The sequence below is a fragment of the Pampinifervens navoyensis genome (assembly GCF_046159715.1).
Taxonomy (GTDB): domain Bacteria; phylum Aquificota; class Aquificia; order Aquificales; family Aquificaceae; genus Pampinifervens.
Genome location: NZ_JBJXCT010000009.1, coordinates 40,659 through 61,316 on the forward strand (window position 1 = coordinate 40,659; position 20,658 = coordinate 61,316).

22 protein-coding genes are annotated in these 20,658 nt (G+C 47.1%); 15 read left to right on the forward strand and 7 right to left on the reverse strand.

Translation table 11 applies throughout. The annotated features are described in order from the left end of the window. Positions 1-17 precede the first annotated feature (17 nt). The 4 genes from ACKRDP_RS07560 to ACKRDP_RS07575 are packed head-to-tail and all read left to right on the forward strand — an operon-like array spanning position 18 to position 1,767. The gene (locus tag ACKRDP_RS07560; RefSeq protein WP_409154152.1) at positions 18-491 is read left to right on the forward strand and encodes a Fur family transcriptional regulator; all 474 of its coding nucleotides are present in this window, start codon (positions 18-20) and stop codon (positions 489-491) included. Further along, positions 460-975, forward strand: a complete 516-nt coding sequence (locus ACKRDP_RS07565) for a lytic transglycosylase domain-containing protein (protein WP_409154153.1) — start codon at positions 460-462, stop codon at positions 973-975. The genes ACKRDP_RS07560 and ACKRDP_RS07565 overlap by 32 nt, the downstream gene beginning before the upstream one ends. Before the next feature lie 6 nt (positions 976-981). Beyond that, a complete protein-coding gene (locus ACKRDP_RS07570; RefSeq protein WP_409154154.1) occupies positions 982-1,317 on the forward strand; it encodes a hypothetical protein in 336 nt (111 codons plus the stop codon). Positions 1,318-1,326: 9 nt separating this feature from the next. Then, a complete protein-coding gene (locus tag ACKRDP_RS07575; RefSeq protein ID WP_409154155.1) occupies positions 1,327-1,767 on the forward strand; it encodes a ribonuclease H-like YkuK family protein in 441 nt (146 codons plus the stop codon). On the opposite strand, the gene speE is transcribed toward ACKRDP_RS07575, so the two are convergent. Continuing rightward, a complete protein-coding gene (gene speE / locus ACKRDP_RS07580) occupies positions 1,764-2,606 on the reverse strand; it encodes a polyamine aminopropyltransferase (RefSeq protein ID WP_409154156.1) in 843 nt (280 codons plus the stop codon). The genes ACKRDP_RS07575 and speE overlap by 4 nt on opposite strands. Continuing rightward, positions 2,603-3,352: a 16S rRNA (adenine(1518)-N(6)/adenine(1519)-N(6))-dimethyltransferase RsmA gene (rsmA, locus tag ACKRDP_RS07585; RefSeq protein WP_409154157.1), complete on the reverse strand. Its 750-nt coding sequence runs from the start codon at positions 3,350-3,352 to the stop codon at positions 2,603-2,605. The genes speE and rsmA overlap by 4 nt, the downstream gene beginning before the upstream one ends. A 17-nt stretch (positions 3,353-3,369) precedes the next feature. On the opposite strand from rsmA, the gene ACKRDP_RS07590 reads away from it, so the two are divergent. The 3 genes from ACKRDP_RS07590 to ACKRDP_RS07600 are packed head-to-tail and all read left to right on the forward strand — an operon-like array spanning position 3,370 to position 5,945. Continuing rightward, on the forward strand, positions 3,370-4,032 hold the full coding sequence (locus ACKRDP_RS07590) for a hypothetical protein (protein ID WP_409154158.1): 663 nt from the start codon (positions 3,370-3,372) through the stop codon (positions 4,030-4,032). Then, the gene (locus ACKRDP_RS07595; protein WP_409154159.1) at positions 4,022-4,978 is read left to right on the forward strand and encodes a glycosyltransferase family 2 protein; all 957 of its coding nucleotides are present in this window, start codon (positions 4,022-4,024) and stop codon (positions 4,976-4,978) included. The genes ACKRDP_RS07590 and ACKRDP_RS07595 overlap by 11 nt, the downstream gene beginning before the upstream one ends. Before the next feature lie 58 nt (positions 4,979-5,036). Continuing rightward, complete coding sequence (locus ACKRDP_RS07600) at positions 5,037-5,945, forward strand: LysR substrate-binding domain-containing protein (protein ID WP_409154160.1); 909 nt, start codon at positions 5,037-5,039, stop codon at positions 5,943-5,945. Here ACKRDP_RS07600 and mtnP read toward each other — a convergent pair. Both mtnP and nth read right to left on the reverse strand, forming a co-directional pair. Then, positions 5,942-6,775 carry an S-methyl-5'-thioadenosine phosphorylase gene (gene mtnP / locus ACKRDP_RS07605; RefSeq protein WP_409154161.1) on the reverse strand — a complete coding sequence of 278 codons (834 nt, stop codon included), beginning with the start codon at positions 6,773-6,775 and terminating at the stop codon, positions 5,942-5,944. The genes ACKRDP_RS07600 and mtnP overlap by 4 nt on opposite strands. After that, a complete protein-coding gene (nth, locus tag ACKRDP_RS07610) occupies positions 6,772-7,392 on the reverse strand; it encodes an endonuclease III (RefSeq protein WP_409154162.1) in 621 nt (206 codons plus the stop codon). Before nth ends, mtnP begins: the two co-directional genes overlap by 4 nt. Positions 7,393-7,430: 38 nt before the next feature. On the opposite strand from nth, the gene ACKRDP_RS07615 reads away from it, so the two are divergent. The 8 genes from ACKRDP_RS07615 to queF all read left to right on the forward strand — a co-directional run bounded on the left by ACKRDP_RS07615 (position 7,431) and on the right by queF (position 16,790). Continuing rightward, the gene (locus ACKRDP_RS07615) at positions 7,431-8,450 is read left to right on the forward strand and encodes an EAL domain-containing protein (protein ID WP_409154163.1); all 1,020 of its coding nucleotides are present in this window, start codon (positions 7,431-7,433) and stop codon (positions 8,448-8,450) included. A 20-nt stretch (positions 8,451-8,470) separates the two neighbouring features. Further along, complete coding sequence (gene metE, locus ACKRDP_RS07620) at positions 8,471-10,747, forward strand: 5-methyltetrahydropteroyltriglutamate--homocysteine S-methyltransferase (protein ID WP_409154164.1); 2,277 nt, start codon at positions 8,471-8,473, stop codon at positions 10,745-10,747. Next, positions 10,744-12,726, forward strand: coding sequence for a transketolase (tkt, locus tag ACKRDP_RS07625; protein ID WP_409154165.1), 1,983 nt, complete (start codon positions 10,744-10,746; stop codon positions 12,724-12,726). The genes metE and tkt overlap by 4 nt, the downstream gene beginning before the upstream one ends. 46 nt (positions 12,727-12,772) lie before the next feature. Next, entirely contained in the window at positions 12,773-14,137 is a 1,365-nt protein-coding gene (locus ACKRDP_RS07630) for a TatD family hydrolase (RefSeq protein ID WP_409154166.1), read from the forward strand. An 82-nt stretch (positions 14,138-14,219) separates the two neighbouring features. Further along, positions 14,220-14,645 (forward strand): hypothetical protein, encoded by a 426-nt coding sequence (locus ACKRDP_RS07635; protein WP_409154167.1) that lies wholly within the window; start codon positions 14,220-14,222, stop codon positions 14,643-14,645. Then, entirely contained in the window at positions 14,642-15,145 is a 504-nt protein-coding gene (locus tag ACKRDP_RS07640; RefSeq protein WP_409154168.1) for a phosphatase PAP2 family protein, read from the forward strand. Before ACKRDP_RS07635 ends, ACKRDP_RS07640 begins: the two co-directional genes overlap by 4 nt. Beyond that, entirely contained in the window at positions 15,115-16,368 is a 1,254-nt protein-coding gene (locus ACKRDP_RS07645; RefSeq protein WP_409154169.1) for an ArnT family glycosyltransferase, read from the forward strand. The genes ACKRDP_RS07640 and ACKRDP_RS07645 overlap by 31 nt, the downstream gene beginning before the upstream one ends. 41 nt (positions 16,369-16,409) lie before the next feature. After that, positions 16,410-16,790 carry a preQ(1) synthase gene (gene queF / locus ACKRDP_RS07650; RefSeq protein ID WP_409154170.1) on the forward strand — a complete coding sequence of 127 codons (381 nt, stop codon included), beginning with the start codon at positions 16,410-16,412 and terminating at the stop codon, positions 16,788-16,790. Here the strand turns inward: queF and ACKRDP_RS07655 are convergent. The 3 genes from ACKRDP_RS07655 to ACKRDP_RS07665 are packed head-to-tail and all read right to left on the reverse strand — an operon-like array spanning position 16,765 to position 20,616. Then, the gene (locus ACKRDP_RS07655) at positions 16,765-18,648 is read right to left on the reverse strand and encodes a transglutaminase TgpA family protein (protein ID WP_409154171.1); all 1,884 of its coding nucleotides are present in this window, start codon (positions 18,646-18,648) and stop codon (positions 16,765-16,767) included. The two genes, queF and ACKRDP_RS07655, sit on opposite strands and share 26 nt — an antisense overlap. Positions 18,649-18,667: 19 nt before the next feature. Further along, positions 18,668-19,777 (reverse strand): HD domain-containing protein, encoded by a 1,110-nt coding sequence (locus tag ACKRDP_RS07660; protein WP_409154172.1) that lies wholly within the window; start codon positions 19,775-19,777, stop codon positions 18,668-18,670. After that, complete coding sequence (locus ACKRDP_RS07665; protein ID WP_409154173.1) at positions 19,738-20,616, reverse strand: hypothetical protein; 879 nt, start codon at positions 20,614-20,616, stop codon at positions 19,738-19,740. The genes ACKRDP_RS07660 and ACKRDP_RS07665 overlap by 40 nt, the downstream gene beginning before the upstream one ends. Positions 20,617-20,658: the final 42 nt, after the last annotated feature.

The window sequence follows — 20,658 nt, forward strand, 5'->3', positions numbered from 1 at the left end:
AGCTTATATTATATGCCATGCAGCTTGAAGAGTTAAAGCAGAAGTTTGAGCAGTTTCTGAGACAGAGTGGTCATAAGATAACAAAAGGGAGGTTTGAGATAATAGACAAGATAGCCAGCTATGGTCCCCACTTTGAGATAGAAGAGCTTGTGCGCTGGATTGCCAACCAGGACAGGTCCATTGCCAGCAGGTCCACCGTCTACAGAACAGTCAGACTTCTTCAGGAGTTTGGAGCCATAAGGGAAGTTATAAAGCTGGGCAACAGAACCATCTACGAGTTTGTGGCAGGCAAGCCACACCATGAACATCTCATATGCGTTGAGTGTGGAAAGATAATAGAGTTCTACAGGGAAGAGATTGAGGAGCTTCAGGACAGGGTATGTGAAGAACACAACTTTACGCCCATCAATCACAGGCTTGAGATTTTCGGCATATGTTCTGAATGCAAGGAAAGGAAGCATGAGAATAGAAGGATGGAGGTTAGAGCTTAAGACCACAAGGGCAGAGCACATAAGGTCTGGACAAGACTTTATTTCCTACCTCAGCTCAGCCATAGAAAAACAGCAGGAGCTTATCAAAAAAGAGAGCCTTCCCGTGGATGCCAGAATAAGGGCAAAGGTGGAGGAGGTCTCCCAGAAGTATAACATCCCAGAAGAGCTAATCCTTGCCATAATAAAGCAAGAGAGCAACTTCAACCCTAGCGCCTACAACAGAAACAGGGATGGCACAGAGGACAGAGGTCTTATGCAGGTAAACTACCAGCACAACTTAAGGCTCATGAAAGAATACGGTATCACAGACCCCGACCAGCTCTTTGACGTAGAGACCAACATAGAGCTCGGTGCAAGGATACTATACGAGAACTTCCAGAGGTTTGGCAACTGGGTCATGGCGGTGAAGGCATACAACGGGCTCAGAGCCCAGAACTGGGATTACGTTAGAGGGGTGTTTGAGAAAGTATCCCTTTTCAGGTGAGGTGTCATGAAAGTAGGTGAGCTCAGCACAAAGCAGAAGGAGTTTTTAAAGAATGTCTTTGAGCTGGAAGAGCTTCCAGAAGGCATGGAGCTTGAGGAGTTTCTCTCCTCAAAGGACTGCAGGCTATATGAGTGCCTTGGCTGCAGCAGGCTCATATTCCATGACAACTACGAGTTCTGGAACCTGACTGACTGTTGCGATGACAACTCAAAGCTAGTGGAGGAAGGGCTTCTGTGCGAAATCTGCTACTCAAAGACTCCTGAAAACCTCAAACACTGGATATTTTTCCGTCCCACATACTACAAGGATGTGGACTTCAAACCCTACCCGGATAAGAGCTAAAATATTTACATGCCCCTGATAAGGGATGTTGATGAGATAAAAGAGTTCATAAAAAGGACATCAGAAAAAACTGCAGTCTACGTAGGTTGTGACTCAAGACAGGTGAAAAATTACACAGTCTTTGTCTCCGTTGTGGTTGTCCACATAGATTCCTGCAGGGGTGCAAAAATATTCTGGAGGGTGGACAGGGTAAGCAGGATAAGGTCTCTCAGACAGAGGCTTCTGGAGGAGGTGAGCAGGGCAGTTTACCTCGCCCTTGAAATATCGGAGGTGGTGGGCAAAAGACCCTTTGAGGTCCACCTCGACATAAACCCCAACCCAGAACATAACTCCAGCGTCATACTCAAAGAAGCCATTGGCTACGTGCTTGCACAGGGACTAAAGCCGGTGGTAAAGCCCCATTCCATAGCAGCGAAAACCGTAGCAGACTACATCACCGGCAAGTATTAAAACACATACTCGCCTGATATGAGCCTGCTGTAAAAACTTTCAGGCAAAAAGGCATACCTGTGCATGTCTGCAGAATAAAGCTTTGTATGAACTTTTACTTCCCTTGAGGGCTCCCTTACAGGATGCTTTTTTGAACCTATGGACATGGTCCACCAGTAGCCTGCGTAGCCCGGTATTACCGCCGTATATAGGTCTACCACGGGAAAAACCTTTTTCAGCGCCTTCTGTATTCTCCTTACTATCTCAATGTGGTAGTGTATGGACTCTGTCTGACCCACGTAAATACCATCCTCCTTGAGAGCTCTGTATACATACTTGAAAAACTCCTCCGTTGTAAGCACATGGGCGAAGCCCACCGGGTCTGTAGAGTCCACTATTATCACATCAAACTCAGATTCATAGTCCTGTATGTATCTGTAGCCGTCCTCGTTCAGCACTATCGCCCTCGGGTCTTCAAAGGCACCTGCCATTGTGGGAAGAAACCTTTTGGATACTTCTATAACCTCCCTGTCTATGTCTACCAGCACTGCCCTCTTGACTTCTGGATGCTTGAGCACCTCTCTGAGAACTCCACCATCCCCACCACCTATTATAAGAACGTTCTCGGGGTTTGGGTGTGCGTAGAGGGGGACATGCGCCATAAACTCGTGGTATATGAACTCATAGCGTTCATCGCACTGAGCTACGCCGTCAAGGACAAGGATTCTTCCAAAGTGGGGTGACTCCACCACCATTATCTCCTGATACTCACTCTTGCCGTGGTAAAGCACATTGCTTATGGGATAGCAGTGTCTTATGGGAGCATATGGGTCTCTTTCCATGAAGAAGGTGTCCATCATGGTCTTTCACCTCTTGGTTTTTTCTGGATATTATAAAGCATAAAAACTTCATCTGGCTGTAGAGAGTCCACTCTACGCATGGGGTCAATACCTGTCTGAAAGAGAAGTTCCTCTGGAAGTTTGTTCTTGAGTGCCTTCCTTCTCATGGAGTAAAGCCCTGTAAGAAATTTCTTGTAGTCTCTCAGGTCAATCTCCGGGATGGTCTCCTTTCTCAGGAGCCTGACGAGTCCAGACTGAACTCTGGGAGGTGGCCTAAAAAACCTGCCTGGCAGGCTCATGAGATACTCTACTCTGTAAAAGGTTCGGACAAAGGTGGAGAGCCAGGAAGGGCCCTTCTGGAGCTTCTCAGCCACTTCCTTCTGTAGCATGTATACTGCCAGGGGTATGCACCCGTGATGAAAGACTGTGTTTTCCAGTATCAGGCTTGCCACATTGTAAGGAAGGTTTCCTGTCACCTTAAGCCTTTCTCCCAGAGAGCAGAGGTCAAAAAGGGTTGCATCCGCCCTGTGTATAATTACCCTGCTGTCCCTTATGTTTCCTTCAAGTATCCCTACCATCTGGGGGTCTACCTCCAGAAGGTGAAGCTCTTTGAGGGGTTTTTTGAGTAATTCCTTTGTAAGATTACCCGTGCCCGGACCTATTTCAACCACCACATCCCCCTCTTCCACCTGCAGGAAGTCTGCTATTCGTTCCAGCACACCCTTTGCTACCAGAAGATGCTGACCGAGATGTTTTTTGAGCCTCATGCCTTATAATTTTAGACATGTTCCTTTTTCTCCTTCCTTACAGCCCTCTTCAGAAGAGGCTGGCTTTTAAGAATTGTGATAAGAGCAGGTTCAGCCTTGAGGAGTTTGAACCCCTTGCAAGGTCCATTGAGAAAGACTTTGTAAAAGATGGCTCTCTTGCACCTCTCTACAGGAGGTTTGGTGGCCCCTTCTGGGAAAGTCTGGAGTTGTGGGTCCTGCCTCCGGGGGTAGTTAAATACATAGAGGAAAATTCATGGGTGCTCACACCACTTTATGGTCTTTTAAAGCCCTCTGCCTGTGTGCCCTTTGCACCTGTATCCTGGAATAGCCTGTATAAGGGCTGGAAGCTCATAGACTTCTGGAAAGGGCATTTTAAAAATTTTTCTGAAAGACTTTTTGGTGGAAAGCATGTGGTCCCCTTTTTTGGCAAGACCTACATGAGCCTTTTTGACTTTAGCTTCGCAGAGTCTGTTCTGAGTTTTGAGTTTTACAGAAAAGACATGAGAGTTAAAAATCCAGCAAGACATCATGCCTATGTGTTGCGATTCATGGCCGAATGGAAGTTGACCTTCTCAGACCTGCACAGGATAAACTTCTACGACTACAGGGTGGAGGAAGTGAAGAAAGAGGGCAGAAACCTCCTAGTAGTTATGAGGTCGGAGGGAAGGTATGAGCTATAAGGACCCTTACCTTTCCGTAGTCATTCCTGCTTACAATGAAGAGGAAAACATCCCCATACTTTATGAAAAGCTCAGAAAGGTTCTTGAAAACCTTGGAAGAGAATACGAAGTCATCTTTGTGGATGATGGTTCTGCAGACCACACCTGGGAAAGACTTAAGGAAATAGCAGAAAGAGACCCGAAGGTAAAACTCATCCGCTTCAGGAAGAACTATGGTCAGACAGCGGCCATGTATGCTGGCTTTCAGCACGCCAGCGGTGAAGTTGTCATAACCATGGATGCGGACCTTCAGAACGACCCTGAAGACATACCAGTGCTTCTGCGAAAGCTGGAAGAGGGCTATGACATAGTGAGCGGTTGGAGAAAGGACCGCAAAGACCCCTTCCTTTCAAGAAGACTTCCCTCCATCATAGCCAACTGGGTCATATCAAAGGTCACCGGAGTTGAGCTTCATGACTATGGCTGCACATTGAAAGCTTACAGAGCGGGAATAATAAAGAGGCTTGAGCTTTATGGAGACATGCACAGGTTTCTGCCTGCCCTTACAAAAAGGCTCGGTGCAAAGATTACGGAGATTCCAGTCCGACATCATCCCAGAATCTACGGAAGGTCAAAGTATGGCATAGGTAGAACCATAAGGGTTTTACTGGACATATTCCTGGTTAAATTCCTCAACGAATACATAAACAAGCCCATGTATGTTTTTGGGACCTTTGGCTTTGTTCTCCTGAGCCTTGGCCTGATTATGCTCCTCTACCTTATTTTCATCAAGCTCTTTCTCCAGGAAGACATAGGCAGGAGACCCCTGCTCATTCTCAGCGTGCTCTTTACTCTTGCGGGCATCCAGCTCATATCCACTGGTGTAATAGCAGAGCTTCTTGTAAGGGTATACTACAGAACGAGGGAAGACAAACCCTTTGTGGTGGAAGAAAAGGTCAACCTGTGAACAAAAACCTATGACCACCTTCATTGAAGCTCTGATGGATTATGCTTAAGCTAATACCATGAAAAACATCGATGTGGACCTGCGACTGCTTGAACTTTTCTGCTGTGTGTATGAAAAGGGGAGCCTTTCTGAAAGCTCAAACTGTCTTCATCTCTCTCAGTCCACCATAAGCTTTCACATGCATCAGCTTGAAAAGTCCATAGGTCTCAAGCTCTTTTACAGAAAGGGCAGGAAACTACTTCCCACCAGCAACGCCCATATGCTCTATCCCTACGCAAGAAAGTTGCTTGAGCTAAAGCTCTCTGTAATAGAGGAGATAAAACTTCTAACCGGCTCATACAAGGGCTACATAAAAATAGGCGCAAGCTCCATACCGGGGAGCTATCTCCTGCCAGAGTTTATAAGCAGGTATATCAGCAAAAATCCCAGCACCAAGATAGACCTGACGGTGGAAGACTCTGAAATAGTGCTCAGAAAGGTTGAATCTGGGGAGATTGACCTTGGCTTTACTGGTTTTGTCCATTATGACCAGAGAATGGAAGTAAGGGAAGTTTGGGAGGACAGTATTCTTTTTGTGGGTGGCAGAGGTGTTGGAGAATGGCTTACTCTTGAAGAGCTTACAAGTATGCCCTTCATCCTGAGAGAGGAGACCTCTGGCACGAGGAGGTTTATGGAGAGCTTTCTCAGGTCGCTGGGCGTAGATGTAAGGGACCTTAACGTGGTCCTTGTTGTGAACAAAAACGAGGTTATACTGGAAGTGCTAAGAAGTATAAGGGCTGTTTCCTATCTTTCATCTCATGTATTGAAGGGGCTTGACAGCCCAGAGGTCAGGGTCCTGAAAGTAAGAGGTATGGAAACGCCTGTTAGAAAGTTCTACATGGTTTACAGCAAAGACAGGCCACAGAGCCCAGCGGTGAGAAACTTTCTTGAGGAGTTTGGCAGATTCCTGCAGGAGGTGAGGGTCTAAACCTCTGCACCTTCCAGTATTCGGTCACAACCGCAGGTTCTATCCTCAGGCAATCTTTCTATAAACTCCAGAATTAATTTCCCAATTTCCTCTTCCCTCTTCTTCATCAGGCTTATGACTTCCTCGCTGGTGAGCCTGTAGCCCGCTATGCCCGCCGCAGGGTTTGCCACCACGCAAAGGCTCGCGTAGCACATGGTAAGCTCGCGGGCAAGAACCACTTCAGGATACCCCGTCATACCCACCACATCACCCCCAAACTTTTCTATAGCCCTTATCTCCGCCGGCGTTTCAAACCTTGGTCCCTCCGTGCAGGCGTATACGCCAGAGGGGTGATAGGGAAGTTTAAGCCCTTCAAGGGTTTCCATAAGCACCGACCTCATCTGGGGACAGTAAAGCTGACCTGCGTCTATGTGCACCACCTTGCCCTTGCTGAGAAGCTCTGCCACCCTGTCGTCCCCCTTCACTGGCAGTGAAAACTTCCCCTCGTAGTAGGTATCTTTCCTACCCTTTGTAAAATCAAGAAGGTCATCCACGAGCACAAAGTCCCCGGGCTTGAACCTTCTATTTATGGCACCTACTGCGGATACGGCAAGAACCCTTTTTATTCCAAGCTCTCTGAAAGCCCAGAGGTTTGCCCTGTAAGGCACAAGGTGCGGTGGGTATACATGTCCCTCCCCGTGCCTGGACAGGAAAGCCAGCTCTTTTCCCTCTATCCGAGCTATAACCACATCCGAAGAGGGCTCACCAAAGGGCGTCCTGATTCTTACTCTTTCCACAACCTCCACACCCTCAAGCCTGTAAAGCCCACTTCCACCTATTACGCCTATCATAGTTCCCTTGATGGACACAGGTCATAGAGGGGACATTCATGATGTTTTGGCTTCTGGGCGGTGCATACGTATCTTCCAAGGAGTATGAGTAGGTTTGAGAACTTTCCCCAGTGCTCTTTTGGGATCTGCTTCATCAGGTCTCCCTCTATCTTTTCTGGCTTTTTCTCCTGCGTAAGGCCCAGCCTCTGGCTTACTCTTGCCACATGAGTGTCTACTGCAATGCCCTCGTTTTTACCAAAGGCGTTGTATAAAATTATGTTGGCGCTTTTCCTGCCAATACCGGGAAGGCTCGTGAGAGCTTCCATAGTATCCGGCACCTTCCCTCCAAAATCTTCCATTATTTTCTGGCATGCAGACTTTATGAACTTTGCCTTGTTCCTGTAGTAGTTTATGGAGCTTATGTCCCTCTCAAGCTCTTCAAGTGGGATCTTCAGATAATCTTCACAGCTTCTGTATTTTTTAAAGAGGCTTTCTGTAAGCTCGTTCACCTTTTTGTCTGTTGCCTGCGCCGCAAGTATGACGGCTACGAGGAGCTCAAGCGGGTTTGAATAGTGGAGCTCAAGCCTGTTGGGGAAAACCCTCTCAAGCCTCAGTATTATTTCATGAACCTTTTCCATATGTTTTAAAATTATAGCATGCCGGAGAAGCTTTTCTTTTGCATGGCAGACGTGGAAGGGATATGATTGTTCTATATCTGAAGGATTCCCCAGACAAGCTAAAGCAGGTGCTTTTTTCCCTGAAAGTGCCCTTTAAAAGTGCTGGAAATGTTTTTGTTCTGAACATGGACAGGGAAAAATTCATAAGCATGGTAGATAATTTTCCCAGGGAGATTGTAGGGAAAATGAAGATATACGTGGCAAAAAAAGATGAAATATCAAAAATAGAGGACCTTATTGAGATAGGTTTCAGGTCAGTCACCCTCGAAGAGTTTGTTGAAGAATACCTTTTTCAGAGTCTGTTGGGCATACTGAACACGGGTGAGACGCAATTCCATCCAATCATAGATACCAGAAGCAGGAGGGTATATGGGTTTGAAGCCCTATGCAGATTATCCATACCAATAAACAAACTTTTCAAGGTAAGCGATAGAATTTCCTACATTGCAGATAAATTCTGCAGAGAAAGAGCTCTGCTTGAATACATTAACAGGTCACTATCTTCCTACCACCTTTTCCTGAATTTTCATCCCAAGTTCCTGAAAAATCCGCTGGAAAACGTGGGTGAACTCATGACAAGCCTTATGGGCAGGAGTATTGAACCCTCAAAGGTTGTGGTTGAGATAGATGAATACGAGGGGATGGACATACACAGCATAAAGCTTATAAGAGATTTTCTCAAGGCTGAGGGGGTGCAGGTAGCCCTTGATGATGTGGGGGCTGGGTATTCTGGATTATACCATCTGACTGAGATACATCCAGACATAGCAAAGCTTGACATATCCCTGATTAGAGACATTCATAAAAACCAGGTTAAACAGGCCATTCTCAGTGGACTGGTAAAGGCGTGCAGAGAAACCGGAGTAAAGGTTCTCGCAGAAGGTGTTGAGAAGGTTGAAGAGTTGAAATATCTCATGAGTCTTGAGGTAGAACTGCTTCAGGGTTTTGTCTTTGCAAAACCCAGCTCACATCCAGATGTAAATCAGATAGAGGAGATAGCTTATAATTTATTAACCTAACACTCTCGGAGGTGCCTGTCATGAAAACCCTCGCCTATGGTTTCCCAAAGCTGGGAGAGAAGAGGGAGTTCAAGAGCCTTCTGGAGAACTTCTGGAAGGGCAAGATTTCAGAAGCTGATTTCATAGATGGTATGAACTCTCTCAGGGACTGGATGGCAGAGCTTTACAGCTCCCATGTGGACCTTTTCCCCTCTGGAGAGCTCTCTTATTACGACTTTGTGCTTGATACGGCAATAACGCTGGGTGCGGTTCCCAAGAGGTTTGGAGATTACAGAGGGCTCGAGACTTACTTCCAGATGGCAAGGGGGGGTCAGGCTCTTGAGATGACCAAATACTTCAACACCAACTACCACTACCTTGTTCCAGAGCTCGAGAGCAAAAGTTTCAGGCTTTTGAAAAACATACCACTTGAGGAGTTCAGCCATTTTAAAAACAGAGGATACAGCCCCCTTCCAAAGCTTGTAGCTCCCTTCACCTTCCTCAAGCTCTCAAAGGTCCTCAAAAAATCCTCCACCTCCCAACTACCCCTCTACGAGCTTTCAAAACTGGAAAGCCAGAAGGACTTTGAAGAATACTTGAATGCAGTCTTCCCCGTATACGAGGAGCTTTTAAAGAGCCTGAAAGGTGCTGGTGCTCAGGCGGTGCTCATGGAAGACCCAGCCCTGTGTCTTGAGATGGAAGGATGGGAGTGGGAGCTGGTGCACGAAACTTACGGATGTCTGAGCAAGCATCTTGATGTATATGTGCTTACCTATTACGATAGCCTTTCAGATTACAGAAGGTTTGTGGACCTGCCAGTAAAAGCCCTTGGGCTTGACCTTGTTTCCAACGGAGAAAACCTCCAGAACCTCAGAAGGGAGGGCTTTCCCAAAGGTAAGGCACTCATAGCGGGCATAATAAACGGAAGGAACGTATGGAGGGCAAACCTCAGAGAAAAGTTAGGGCTTGTAGAGGAACTTTCAAAATACGCAGAAGACCTTATAATCTCCAATTCCTGCCCCCTTTTCCACCTTCCTGTGAGCGTAGCTCCCGAAGATGCCCTTCCAGAGGGTCTCAGGGAAAGACTTTCCTTTGCAAGGGAAAAGCTCAGAGAGCTGAAAGTTCTCAGAGAGGCCTTTGAAGGGAAGGAGGAGGCTCTTAGGGAAGTGGAAGAATCAGAAAGGCTTGCCCTCCAGGCCTTTGGCATAAGGGAGGAGGTAAGAAAAAGGGTAGCACGTCTTACCCATAAGGACTTTGAGAGGGAAATGCCATATGCGGAGAGGATAAGGCTTCAGCAGGATATTCTCAGGCTTCCTCTCCTTCCTACCACCACCATAGGCTCCTTTCCACAGACGGAGGAGGTAAGAAAAACGAGGACTGCATACACCTCCGGAAAGATTACGGAGGAGGAATACAGGGAATTTATCAGAAAGCAGATAGAAGACCTTATAAAGGTTCAGGAAGAAATTGGGCTTGATGTGTTGGTTCACGGCGAGTTTGAAAGGACAGACATGGTGGAGTTCTTTGCCCAGAAGCTGGAAGGCATTGCCACCACAAAACATGGCTGGGTGCTCTCCTACGGCTCAAGGGTTTACAGGCCGCCCATCATATACGGCGATGTGCACAGACCAGAGCCCATGACAGTGGAGGAGATTGCCTATGCCCAGTCCCTGACAGAAAAGCCCGTCAAGGGCATGCTCACTGGACCTGTCACCATCCTCAATTGGAGCTACTACAGGGAAGACATCCCAAAAAGGGAGATAGCCTACCAGATTGCTCTTGCCCTTCTTGAGGAAGTGAGAGACCTTGAGCAGGCTGGCATAAAGGTGATTCAGATTGATGAACCGGCTTTCAGAGAGGGAGCGCCTCTCAAGAGAAGGGACTGGCCAGAGTATTTTGACTGGGCGGTAAAGGCCTTCAGGCTATGCTCAAAGGCAAGGCCAGAAACTCAGATACACACCCATATGTGCTACAGTGAGTTCAATGAAGTTCTCCATTACATCTACCAGATGGACTTTGATGTCATATCCATAGAGGCTTCTCGCAGCAAGGGAGAGATAATATCCGCCTTTGAAAACTTCAGAGGATGGGACAGACAGATAGGCATAGGTGTATACGACATACACTCACCGGCTATCCCCACAAAGGAGCAAATCAAAGCTGTTCTTGAAAGGTCCATGAGGGTGCTTCCTGTGGAACTCCTCTGGGTAAACCCCGACTGCGGCCTAAAGACCAGAAGATGGGAAGAGGTTATTCCTTCACTGAAAAACATGGTGGAGACCGCAAAGGAACTAAGGGAGGAGCTTGTCAGGGCATGAATAGGGACGAGCTTCTTATAAACACCATAAGATTTCTGAGCGTTGACCAGGTAGAGAGGGCAAAGTCAGGGCATCCGGGTATGCCCCTGGGAGCAAGCCATATAGCATATCTTATATTTGACCGCTTTCTGCGCTTTAACCCAGAAAACCCGGGCTGGATAAACAGAGACCGCTTTGTGCTCTCTGCAGGTCATGCCAGCGCCATGCTCTATTCTCTTCTTTTTGTGATGGGCTATGACCTCAGCCTTGAAGACCTCAGAGGCTTCAGACAGCTCGGTAGCAGAACGCCCGGACACCCTGAAAACTTTCTGACCCCCGGTGTGGAGGCAACCACAGGACCCCTGGGCCAGGGTATAGGAAACGCGGTTGGCATGGCTCTTGCGGAAAAGTATCTTTCATCCCTCTTTAACAGGGAAGGGTTTCCTGTAATTGACCACTACACTTTTGCACTGGTGAGCGATGGGGACCTGATGGAGGGGGTTTCCTGCGAAGTTGGGGAGCTGGCAGCTCACTGGAGGCTAAATAAGCTTGTGGTAATATACGACAACAACGGAGTCTCCATAGATGGGCCCACATCCCTTGCCTGGTCAGAGGATGTTTGCAAGAGGTTTGAGGCCTTTGGCTGGTATGTTCAGCACATAGAGGATGGCTACAACTTGCAGCATATAGAAAAGGCAATAGAGAATGCCCTAAGGCAGAAGGAAAGGCCCTCCTTCATATCGGTGAGAACGCATCTGGGCTATGGCTCACCAAAGCAGGATGATGCCAGCGTTCACGGTGCACCCCTTGGAAGAGAAAATGCTCTTCAGACAAAGAGAAATTTTGGCTGGCCAGAAGAAGAGTTTTATGTGCCGGAGGAGGCACTGGCATATAGAGAAGAGAGGATAAGGAAGGGTAGAGAGCTGGAAGAAGAATGGAACAGGCTTTTTGAAGCCTACAGGGAGAAGTATCCTCAGGAGGCAGAGCTTCTTCTGAAAGCCTTCAAAAAAGACTGGGGCGAGGAATACAGAAAGCACATTCCGGTCTTTACCGAACCTATGGCCACCCGTCAGGCAAGTGGGAAGGTGCTAAACGCCATAGCTCCCCATCTACCCACCCTCTTTGGGGGCTCTGCAGACCTTTCTGAGTCCAACAACACATACCTGCATGGTATGGGCGATTTTTCTGGGGAAAACCCCACTGGAAGAAACATCCACTTTGGCGTGAGAGAGCATGGAATGGGCACAATCCTGAACGGCATGGCATACCATGGGGGCATAATTCCTTATGGTGGAACCTTTCTCGTCTTTTCTGACTACATGAGGCCCTCCATAAGGCTGGCCAGTATGGCAGGCCTTCAGGTGGTGTATGTTTTTACCCACGACTCTATAGGACTTGGTGAGGACGGACCCACTCACCAGCCAGTGGAGCATCTGAGCTCCCTGAGGCTGATTCCAAACCTCAGAGTTATAAGGCCTGCGGATGCAGAGGAGACGGCCATAGCCTGGGACATGGCTATACAGAGAAAGGAAGGACCAACAGCCCTCATACTCACAAGGCAGAAATTGCCTCTCATAGACAGGGCAAAGTATCCACCCGCTGAAGGCATAAGGAGGGGTGCCTACACGCTTCTTGATTGCGATGGGTTTCCAGAGCTCATAATCCTTGCAAGCGGCTCAGAGGTGCATCCGGCCCTAAAGGCAGGCGAAATGCTCCAGCAGGAAGGTCTTAAGGTCAGGGTTATTAACATGGCAAGTTTTGAGGTTTTTGAGGAGCAGGAAGAGGACTATAAAAAGGCCCTTCTACCGCCAGAGATAAAAAGGAGGGTGGCGGTTGAGGCAGGAAGGGGCCTTTGCTGGCACAGGTATGTGGGGACGGAGGGACTGGTGATAGGGCTTGAAACCTTTGGAAAATCCGCACCGGGTGATGTGCTTATGGAGTACTTTGGCTTTACCGCAGAAAGTATAATCAAAAGGATAAAAGAGCACTTCAGGCTATGACAATCGCCATTGAAAGGATTTTCCTACCCCTTATCTTTTTCTTGCCATGATAGACACCCACTGCCATCTTGACCTTTTAAAAAAAGATGACCTTGAAGAGACCCTTCAGGACCGGGGTCTTGAATATCTAATAACGGTGGGCTATGACAGAAAAACCATAAAGAATGCCCTGAGGCTCTCAGAGGAGCACTCTCATGTTTTCTGTGCGGTGGGCTTTCATCCACATGAGGCGGATAAGGTCAGGGATGAAGACCTTCTCTGGCTCAGAGAGCTGGCTCAAAAACATCCTAAGGTAAAAGCCCTTGGAGAGATGGGTCTTGACTTCTACAAGGACTATTCTGACAGAAAGAGGCAGGAAGACATCTTCAGAAAGCAGATAGCCATAGCCAGAGAGCTTGGGCTTCCCATAGTGGTGCACTCAAGGGATGCAGAGGAGGAAACCCTGAGAATTCTGAAGGAGGAGAAGGCTTACGAAGTGGGTGGTGTGATGCACTGTTTTACTGGCTCCTATGAATTTATGAAAGCCTGCGTGGACCTTGGCTTCTACATTTCCTATTCGGGCATAATTACCTACCCCAACGCCCAGGACCTGAGAGAGGTTGTAAAAAGGACGCCTACCACAAGAATCCTCATAGAAACAGATGCACCCTTCCTTGCACCCCAGCCAGTGAGGGGAAGACCCAACAAGCCCCCCTATATTCGCTATACCGCAGAGGTCATGGCTCAGCTCATACCTAACTGCTCTTTAGAGGACGTGGAGAGGATGACCTCAGAAAATGCAAAGCTCCTCTTTAACCTTTCTACCAAGGGTCAGGAGGAGACCATAACCTACGTAATAACCAACAAGCTATACATAAACCTCACCAACAAGTGCAATCTTCACTGCACCTTCTGTCAGAGAGAGAGGGAGAGAAACTTCATGGTTAAGGGCTACTGGGTCTGGGTCTCAAGGGACCCCACAGTGGAAGAAGTCATAAGGCAAATAGGAGACCCCAAGAAATACCAGGAAGTTGTCTTCTGCGGATACGGGGAGCCAACTCTAAGGTTCTCCGCCCTTAAGGAGATAGCAAAATGGATAAAGGAAAGGGGTGGAAGGGTAAGGGTTGACACCAATGGTCTCATGTTTACCTTCCTCCCGAAGGAAAAGCTCAAAGAGCTTAAAGGTCTTGTAGATGTATGGTCTGTGAGTCTGAATGCACCCGACAGGGAAACCTACGACAGGGTCTGCAAACCAGCACAGCCTGACGCCTTTGAAAAGGTGATAGACTTTATAAAAACCGCAGTAATGGAGGGCTTTGAGGTGATAGCCACCGCTGTAGATTATGAAGGTGTAGATATGAAAAAAACAGAAGAACTTGCTCTTTCTCTGGGTGCAAAGTTCAGGGGAAGAATTTACGAGTCTGTAGGTTAAGCAAAGCTTATAGCTTTTATAAGCACCCCTAATCTACAGAAAAAGAGGGAGCATGCTACAATTAATAGAGGAGGGTAAAGGAATGATTGATGCAGATATTCTTCTTCTTGCCATAGTCAATATGGCGGAGGGTGTAAAAAATCTTATTGGAGATAAAGGTGCAAAGGCTGTGATGCGTGATGCGGGCAAACAGGCAGGACCAAAGCTACTGGAAAGTCTTATAGGACACTTTCCAGAGAACCTGCCAAAGGAGGAGGCTCTGAGACGCGCATGTGTAATACTTGAAGACCTTGGGTTTTCAAAATCTTTGAGAAAAGAGGAGGGAAGAGTTATCGCAGAGGAGGATATATTCACAGATGCAATTGTGGGCGAGGACCTTATCAATTCTCCTGTGGTCTACTTCTTTGCAGGGCTCATAGAGGGCTTTGTTTCCTTCATGAGCGACCAGAAGGTGGTTCTTGTGCCAGAAGAGGTCCAAAGGGGCAGGATAGTCTACAGATACACATGATAAACATAGAGAAGGTCCCTTTCAATCACCAGCTTTTCTACATCATAAACCACAGCAGACATCCACTATTAGATGTTTTTTACAGATACTTTTACCTTCTCGGTAAGGGCTGGTTTGGTGCTTCCGTGGGTCTTTTTCTTTTTATTCTTGGAGACCCGAGGTTTATGAAGTATGTCCTTGCCATGCTCCTTCAGGCTCTTATAGTCAAGGCTCTCAAGTATACGGTAAGGGCAAAGAGGCCCTCTGCGGTTCTTGAAGATGTATACCTCCTTGAAAAGCTCAGGCTGAAATCTTTTCCCTCAGGGGACTCGGCCATGTCCATAACCGTAGCCCTCTGTCTCCTGAAGGGTTCACCCCTTCTGTTAAAGCCCCTTCTGTTTGCCTACCCTCTTCTTGTGGGTTATGGCAGGGTCTACATGGGTGCTCACTTTCCACTGGACGTGCTCGCTGGCTGGTCCATAGGTGCCTTATGTTTCCTTATGGTTTGCGTCATGTTTTAATCCTTTCGCTCGTATTTTTCATAGTAGGAAACTGGATACTCTCTTTTACTTCTATTGACGAAGGAAGAAATGCAGATGCAGTCCAGAATATGCTGAAAAGTGGAGACCTTCTGTCCCCCATGTATAACTGCCAGCCCCGCTTTGAAAAACCACCTATGCTCTACTGGATGGCGATTCTTAGCTCATACCTTTTTGGCCTTAATGAGTTTTCTGCAAGGCTGGTCTCAGGTCTTTCTGCGATTGGTGTTGTATTCCTTACTTACAGGATAGCTCTTGAGTTCTTTTCAAGAGACATAGCCCTCAAAAGTGCCCTTATTCTTGCTACCTTCCCTCACATGTGGCTTGAGTCAAGGGCCTTTGTGCCAGAGATGCTCAACACCTTCTTTGCCATGCAAGGGCTCTATGCCTTCTTGAAGAGAAGGTTCACTCTGGGATGGATTGCCCTTGCCCTTGCCTTCCTTACAAAGGGTCCTGTGGGGGTAGTGCTTGCCCTGGGCATATACTTTCTCTGGAGAAGAAGTTTCAACTTTCTCAGTCCAGTTGGCGTAGCCATCTTTCTCCTGCTTGGTTCCTCCTGGTATGTTTTCATGGTTGCCCAGCATGGATACGAGTATTTCTACAGATTTTTTGTATACGAAAACTTTATGAGATACACGGGGCAGAGGTCAACGCATCCCGCACCCTTCTACTACTATCTTGTTGTTATTGCGGTGGCAACCCTCTGGTATATACCCCTGTATCCAAAACTTATAAAAAGCTTCAGGAGAGATTGGATCCCCCTTCTGCTCTGGTTTTCCTTCGTCCTGGTGTTTTTCAGCCTTGCCAGAAACAAGCTTCATCACTACATACTTCTTTCCTACCCGCCCCTTGCAATCATGCTGGCTCATGTGGTAAGCGAAAGATACATGAAGGTTATAACAGGACTGTCCCTCGTAGCCCTGCTTCTTCTCATGCCACCCCTCTATCTCTACGAAAGGGAAAGGTTCGCACCAAAAGCCTATCCGGTGCTTAAGTCCTACCATGGTCTTCTCCACTTTTACAGGGCTGAGGATTCTGCCCTTGTTTTTTACTCGGGTAAGTGCATAAAAGGGCTGGAAGAGCCACTGCAGGCAAGGGGGATGGTAATAACAAGGGAAAAATACATGGATGAGCTCAGTCAGTGCAGACCCGTGTTAAAAGGAAGAGAGTTTGATGGGGTTTATGTTCTACTCATGTGCCCTTAGAGGATTGAATTTATTTCATACAGAGCCTAAAATAGAAGCCTATGGAGAGAAAATACGGAGAGATTGCCATAGAAGAGGCCCAGCTTGAACCCTGGGAAAACCCTACGCCTGAAAGGAACTACATGATTGAAATAACCTTCCCTGAATTCTCATGCCTCTGCCCACGCTCAGGTTATCCCGACTATGCCACCATAAGGATAAGATACATACCGGATAAATACATCGTGGAGCTCAGGTCTCTAAAGCTCTGGCTCAACAAGTTCAGAAACCGCTACATCTCCCATGAGCAGGCGACCAATGAAATATACACAGCCCTTCAGGAAACTCTCAAACCCAGATTTCTTGAGGTTATTGGGGATTTCAACCCAAGAGGGAACGTGCACACGGTCATAAAGGTCAGGAGTGACGAGAATTACGGATGAGTTCTTTCAGCCTTTTCAGGGTCCTGTAGCCTTCCTCTATCTCATCGGGATAAACCCTGTAGGGAGAATATCTGTGCCTCTGGTAGATGGAGATTATGAACTTCACATACCTGTGCAACTCTGTATCTCTGCAGGCGGATATGATATCTTCGGGTAGAGCATCTTCCCCCACTATTCCCTCTCTGTGAAGAAGTTCCCTTGTTCTGCGATAAAGGTTTTCAGGCGTTTTCTTGGACCTCTGAAAGAGGTAGAAGGCAAGATAGAAGGTAAGAGCCAGAAAGATAAGCTGAGTTAACTCAAAGAACCTTTTTCTGAGGTTGCTTATGCTGAACTCTGCCTTTATGCCTTCTCCTATGCCTTTGAAAAGCCTTATCTGTTTCTGTGAGGAATAGCCCACTATGTTTGAATACCAGAAGCTCACTATGGAATCCCTTATGAGGGCAAGGGATGAGATTTTTCTGACTGCGGGTGAGGTATAAGAGGGTGTTGTGTCCACCCTCAGCCATCTTCCGTTTACATAAGCCTCAACCCACACGTGTGCCATGGAGTTTGTCACTATGTGATAACCTCCATACTGGTTCCACAGTGCACCTCTGTAGCCCCCCACAACCCTTGCAGGAACTCCCATAAGCCTCAGGAGTAGTGCAGTTGCACTGGCATAGTATTCGCAGTTCCCCTTCCTTGATACGAAGAGGAAGTAGTCAAGTGGGTCGCCCTCATACTTTTCAAGCTTGAGGCTGTACTGGTAGCCTTTTGAAAAATGCTCCACTACCCTTCTGAGTTTTTCAGCGTCGCTCTTCGTATCTCTGGACAAGTCTTCTGCCAGCCTTTTCAGATTGGGGCTCACATCCTGAGGCACCTGCAGGTAATCCCCGGGGTCTTCCTCAAGATATAGGCTGTTTGAGGAACTTACCTTTACCCTTATAGCTCTGTTTATCTCCCTGTCAAGGCGCAGGGTGTTTCCTGTTGTCATGTAGGCGTTGGAAGACATACCCTCTACGCTGAGAACTCTGTAGGGATAATCAAGGGCTGGTATCATGTTGTCAAAAGAGGGTTCAAGCACTAGGGTGTAAAGGAGGTTTCCGCCTCCTGCAGGCATTTGAAAGGCCTCTTCCTTTACCCTCAGCCATGTGCCTTTGACATAACTCCCAAAGACCACAGCTCTCCAGTAGGGCTCCTTCATGTGCTGAGGGAGCCCGTATGCCCTCAGGACAACTGTGTTGTCCTCCTGTATCTCCCCTACCTTCCCGAGGCTTACGCTCTCGGCAAGACCAGTTTTGAGACCACTGCCTCTGGAGAAAAGGTCAAAAAGAGGAGCCTGAGTTCTCGGAAGCAGAAAGAAGAAGGGGAGGGTGAAAAGGGCGACCATAAAGAAAAGGGATACTCCTGATACGACAAAATACCTGTAAATATTAAGGTCAAACCTTTTCTCTCCAGCAGTTCTGTAGAGGTTGAGGAAGATAAGAGAAGAAACACCGAGAAGGCTATGGAGAAGAAAGACAAGAAGGAAACTCAGGCTCAGGTTGTAGGCTGTGGATATGGACACTGCAAAAAGGCTGAGAAGAAGCATCTGATACAGGTCTCTTGGCTTTTTCTCCTCCAGACTTTTTATGGAGATAAGCAGAAGAACCACGTGGGAAAAGGGTCTGAGAAGGTCCTCAAGGCTGAGAGAAGAGAGGAAATAAAGGCTGAGAGCTATACCAAGAAAGTTCAGGAAAAGCCTTCTTACAGGATACACACCCTTTATGTCCATGGGAACACCGAGAAGATACAGGAGTGAGAAAACAAAAAGGTAAAATGGCTCTGATACATTCCACAGGGAAAGTATACCTACAAGGGTAGTGAGACGAACCAGCATTATGGTGGTCAGGCGTGAATTACTTAGATACCTTGCGAACATATTCCCTTACCTCGTCCCTGTGCTCGGGATGTGCGTATATCCTGTAAACCTCTATATCCCTGAGGGAGGCCACAAGATAAGACTCCTCCTTCAGGCTGAGCATGTCATGCCCGTCCCATATAGGTATGTCCTCATCCAGCACCCTTTTGCTCACGCGGTCAAACCTGAAAAGGCTTTCCTCATACTTCTCAAGAATTCTATCTCTGACAAATTCAAACATACCCTTTGATGAAGTGGAAAAGACCTGCCTGAAATGCTCCCTTCCCAGCACCCTCCTCACCTTTTCCTCTCCCTGTCTGTCTATCATCAAATGGAGAATGTGCTGGTCAGTTTTCCTGTAAAAATCCTCCCGGCTCAAAAGCCCCCTTTCCAGAAAGTCCTGCACCACCTCCTCTAAGTGTATGTTGAGTATACGCACCACCTTGTGAAAGTAGACCTGGGAATACATAAAATACCTTCCAAGTATAAAACTCTCCAGAGACCTTAGGGCGCTTATGTGAACACATTTTCTGCCATCCACCAGCACCATATTTTCTAAAAGCCTGCTGTAGTCAAAAAAGCCGTATGAAGTCCCGCAGAAGTAGGCATCTCTTCTGAGATAATCCATTCTGTCTGCCCCAAACTCTCCGGTGATTATCTTTGGCAGATTTCCTCCTTTCTTAAAGGCAAGCTCTACAATAAGCTCTATATCTTCATAAGAATATCCACAATTTCTGAGTGTATCCAGTATTCCCTCCTCATAGACCACCCTTTCCCCTATGGACTCATGGCTTTTGTCTCCAAGAAGGACCTCTGTTGTATGGGAAAAGGGCGTGTGCCCCACGTCATGCAGGAGACCGGCAAGCCTGACAAGCTGATATAGCCTTTTGTCCCTGAGCCCCAGACTTTCAAATATGCGCCCTGCGAGCTCCATAGTTCCGAGGGAGTGTTCAAACCGACTGTGCTGGGCAGAGGGAAAGACCAGGTAAGCTATGCCAAGCTGATTTATGAACCTGAGTCTCTGAAGGGGAAAACTGTCTATAACCTTCAGTTCACAGTCGTAGGCCTTTATGAGTTGATGTATGGGGTCTGAAAATTCTTTGAACATAAAGCCCCCTCAAATAGGTGGAGGTTATTGTCCCTTCTAAATATTTTATCTATCACATCCTTAAACCTCTTAAGGAATCTTCTTAGCCAGCTTCCCCCTTTCCTTTTCTGGTTTATAAACTCTATCTTCAGTAGGCTTATACTCTTCCCTGCCTCCACCCTTCTGAGCAGGGCCTCCAGGTCTTTTCTCAGCTTGAAAAGGTTAAGCCCATAGTAAACATCTCCCAGGGCTTGAGCCTCCTGAAGGACCTCTCTTATTTCCCTTATCAAATCCTTTCTCTCACCTGAATACACACTTGCAAGCCTGTCAAGCATTCTAAAATATTTCTTCTCGCTTGGATATCTTTCAATACAGACTTCACAGTAATTCTTTAACTCATCGTAAAGACCCTCGTTGAACATCAAGGTTGAGATGATTACAGCATCCTGAGCGGTCACATGCTTTCTATAAAGCACTGTTCTGCTGAGTATGTTCCAGAGCCTGAGAGCCTTCTGGCTTATGTTATCAAAGAGGTTGAGGTATTCGCTTCTTATAGTTATAAGGTATATGCCACCTTCTTCTACCCTGTATATGTCCTTGCCCATGTAAAGATTTCCATACAGGTCAGATATGACAAAGAGGTTCATCTCCACAAGCACATCCTTCCAGTAATTCCTTGCGCTCCGGAAGTTTCTGTAGGCACAGGAGAGGAACTTCTCAAGCTCCACATATGGATTTCCCTCCCTCCTTACGATTTGTGAATAGCACATGATGTAAAAGACCATTTCCTTTTTTGAGGGGTCGTCCAGCACCTCAAGAAAAAGATTGCTCAGAGGGTCTCTTTCCTTTATTTCCAGCATAGGTATAATATAATCTAAGCAGACTGAGAATGAAAGATTATA

What these genes read in the sequence shown, in the direction of transcription:
- ACKRDP_RS07560 (WP_409154152.1), top strand. Translation starts at nt 18, where the DNA reads ATGCAGCTTGAAGAGTTAAAGCAGAAGTTTGAGCAGTTTCTGAGACAG.
- ACKRDP_RS07640 (WP_409154168.1), top strand. Translation starts at nt 14,642, where the DNA reads ATGATAAACATAGAGAAGGTCCCTTTCAATCACCAGCTTTTCTACATC.
- ACKRDP_RS07665 (WP_409154173.1), bottom strand. Translation starts at nt 20,616, where the DNA reads ATGCTGGAAATAAAGGAAAGAGACCCTCTGAGCAATCTTTTTCTTGAG.
- tkt (WP_409154165.1), top strand. Translation starts at nt 10,744, where the DNA reads ATGAATAGGGACGAGCTTCTTATAAACACCATAAGATTTCTGAGCGTT.
- ACKRDP_RS07600 (WP_409154160.1), top strand. Translation starts at nt 5,037, where the DNA reads ATGAAAAACATCGATGTGGACCTGCGACTGCTTGAACTTTTCTGCTGT.
- ACKRDP_RS07635 (WP_409154167.1), top strand. Translation starts at nt 14,220, where the DNA reads ATGATTGATGCAGATATTCTTCTTCTTGCCATAGTCAATATGGCGGAG.
- ACKRDP_RS07565 (WP_409154153.1), top strand. Translation starts at nt 460, where the DNA reads ATGAGAATAGAAGGATGGAGGTTAGAGCTTAAGACCACAAGGGCAGAG.
- ACKRDP_RS07630 (WP_409154166.1), top strand. Translation starts at nt 12,773, where the DNA reads ATGATAGACACCCACTGCCATCTTGACCTTTTAAAAAAAGATGACCTT.
- ACKRDP_RS07590 (WP_409154158.1), top strand. Translation starts at nt 3,370, where the DNA reads ATGTTCCTTTTTCTCCTTCCTTACAGCCCTCTTCAGAAGAGGCTGGCT.
- speE (WP_409154156.1), bottom strand. Translation starts at nt 2,606, where the DNA reads ATGATGGACACCTTCTTCATGGAAAGAGACCCATATGCTCCCATAAGA.
- ACKRDP_RS07660 (WP_409154172.1), bottom strand. Translation starts at nt 19,777, where the DNA reads ATGTTCAAAGAATTTTCAGACCCCATACATCAACTCATAAAGGCCTAC.
- ACKRDP_RS07595 (WP_409154159.1), top strand. Translation starts at nt 4,022, where the DNA reads ATGAGCTATAAGGACCCTTACCTTTCCGTAGTCATTCCTGCTTACAAT.
- metE (WP_409154164.1), top strand. Translation starts at nt 8,471, where the DNA reads ATGAAAACCCTCGCCTATGGTTTCCCAAAGCTGGGAGAGAAGAGGGAG.
- rsmA (WP_409154157.1), bottom strand. Translation starts at nt 3,352, where the DNA reads ATGAGGCTCAAAAAACATCTCGGTCAGCATCTTCTGGTAGCAAAGGGT.
- queF (WP_409154170.1), top strand. Translation starts at nt 16,410, where the DNA reads ATGGAGAGAAAATACGGAGAGATTGCCATAGAAGAGGCCCAGCTTGAA.
- nth (WP_409154162.1), bottom strand. Translation starts at nt 7,392, where the DNA reads ATGGAAAAGGTTCATGAAATAATACTGAGGCTTGAGAGGGTTTTCCCC.
- ACKRDP_RS07645 (WP_409154169.1), top strand. Translation starts at nt 15,115, where the DNA reads ATGTTTCCTTATGGTTTGCGTCATGTTTTAATCCTTTCGCTCGTATTT.
- ACKRDP_RS07655 (WP_409154171.1), bottom strand. Translation starts at nt 18,648, where the DNA reads ATGCTGGTTCGTCTCACTACCCTTGTAGGTATACTTTCCCTGTGGAAT.
- ACKRDP_RS07575 (WP_409154155.1), top strand. Translation starts at nt 1,327, where the DNA reads ATGCCCCTGATAAGGGATGTTGATGAGATAAAAGAGTTCATAAAAAGG.
- mtnP (WP_409154161.1), bottom strand. Translation starts at nt 6,775, where the DNA reads ATGATAGGCGTAATAGGTGGAAGTGGGCTTTACAGGCTTGAGGGTGTG.
- ACKRDP_RS07570 (WP_409154154.1), top strand. Translation starts at nt 982, where the DNA reads ATGAAAGTAGGTGAGCTCAGCACAAAGCAGAAGGAGTTTTTAAAGAAT.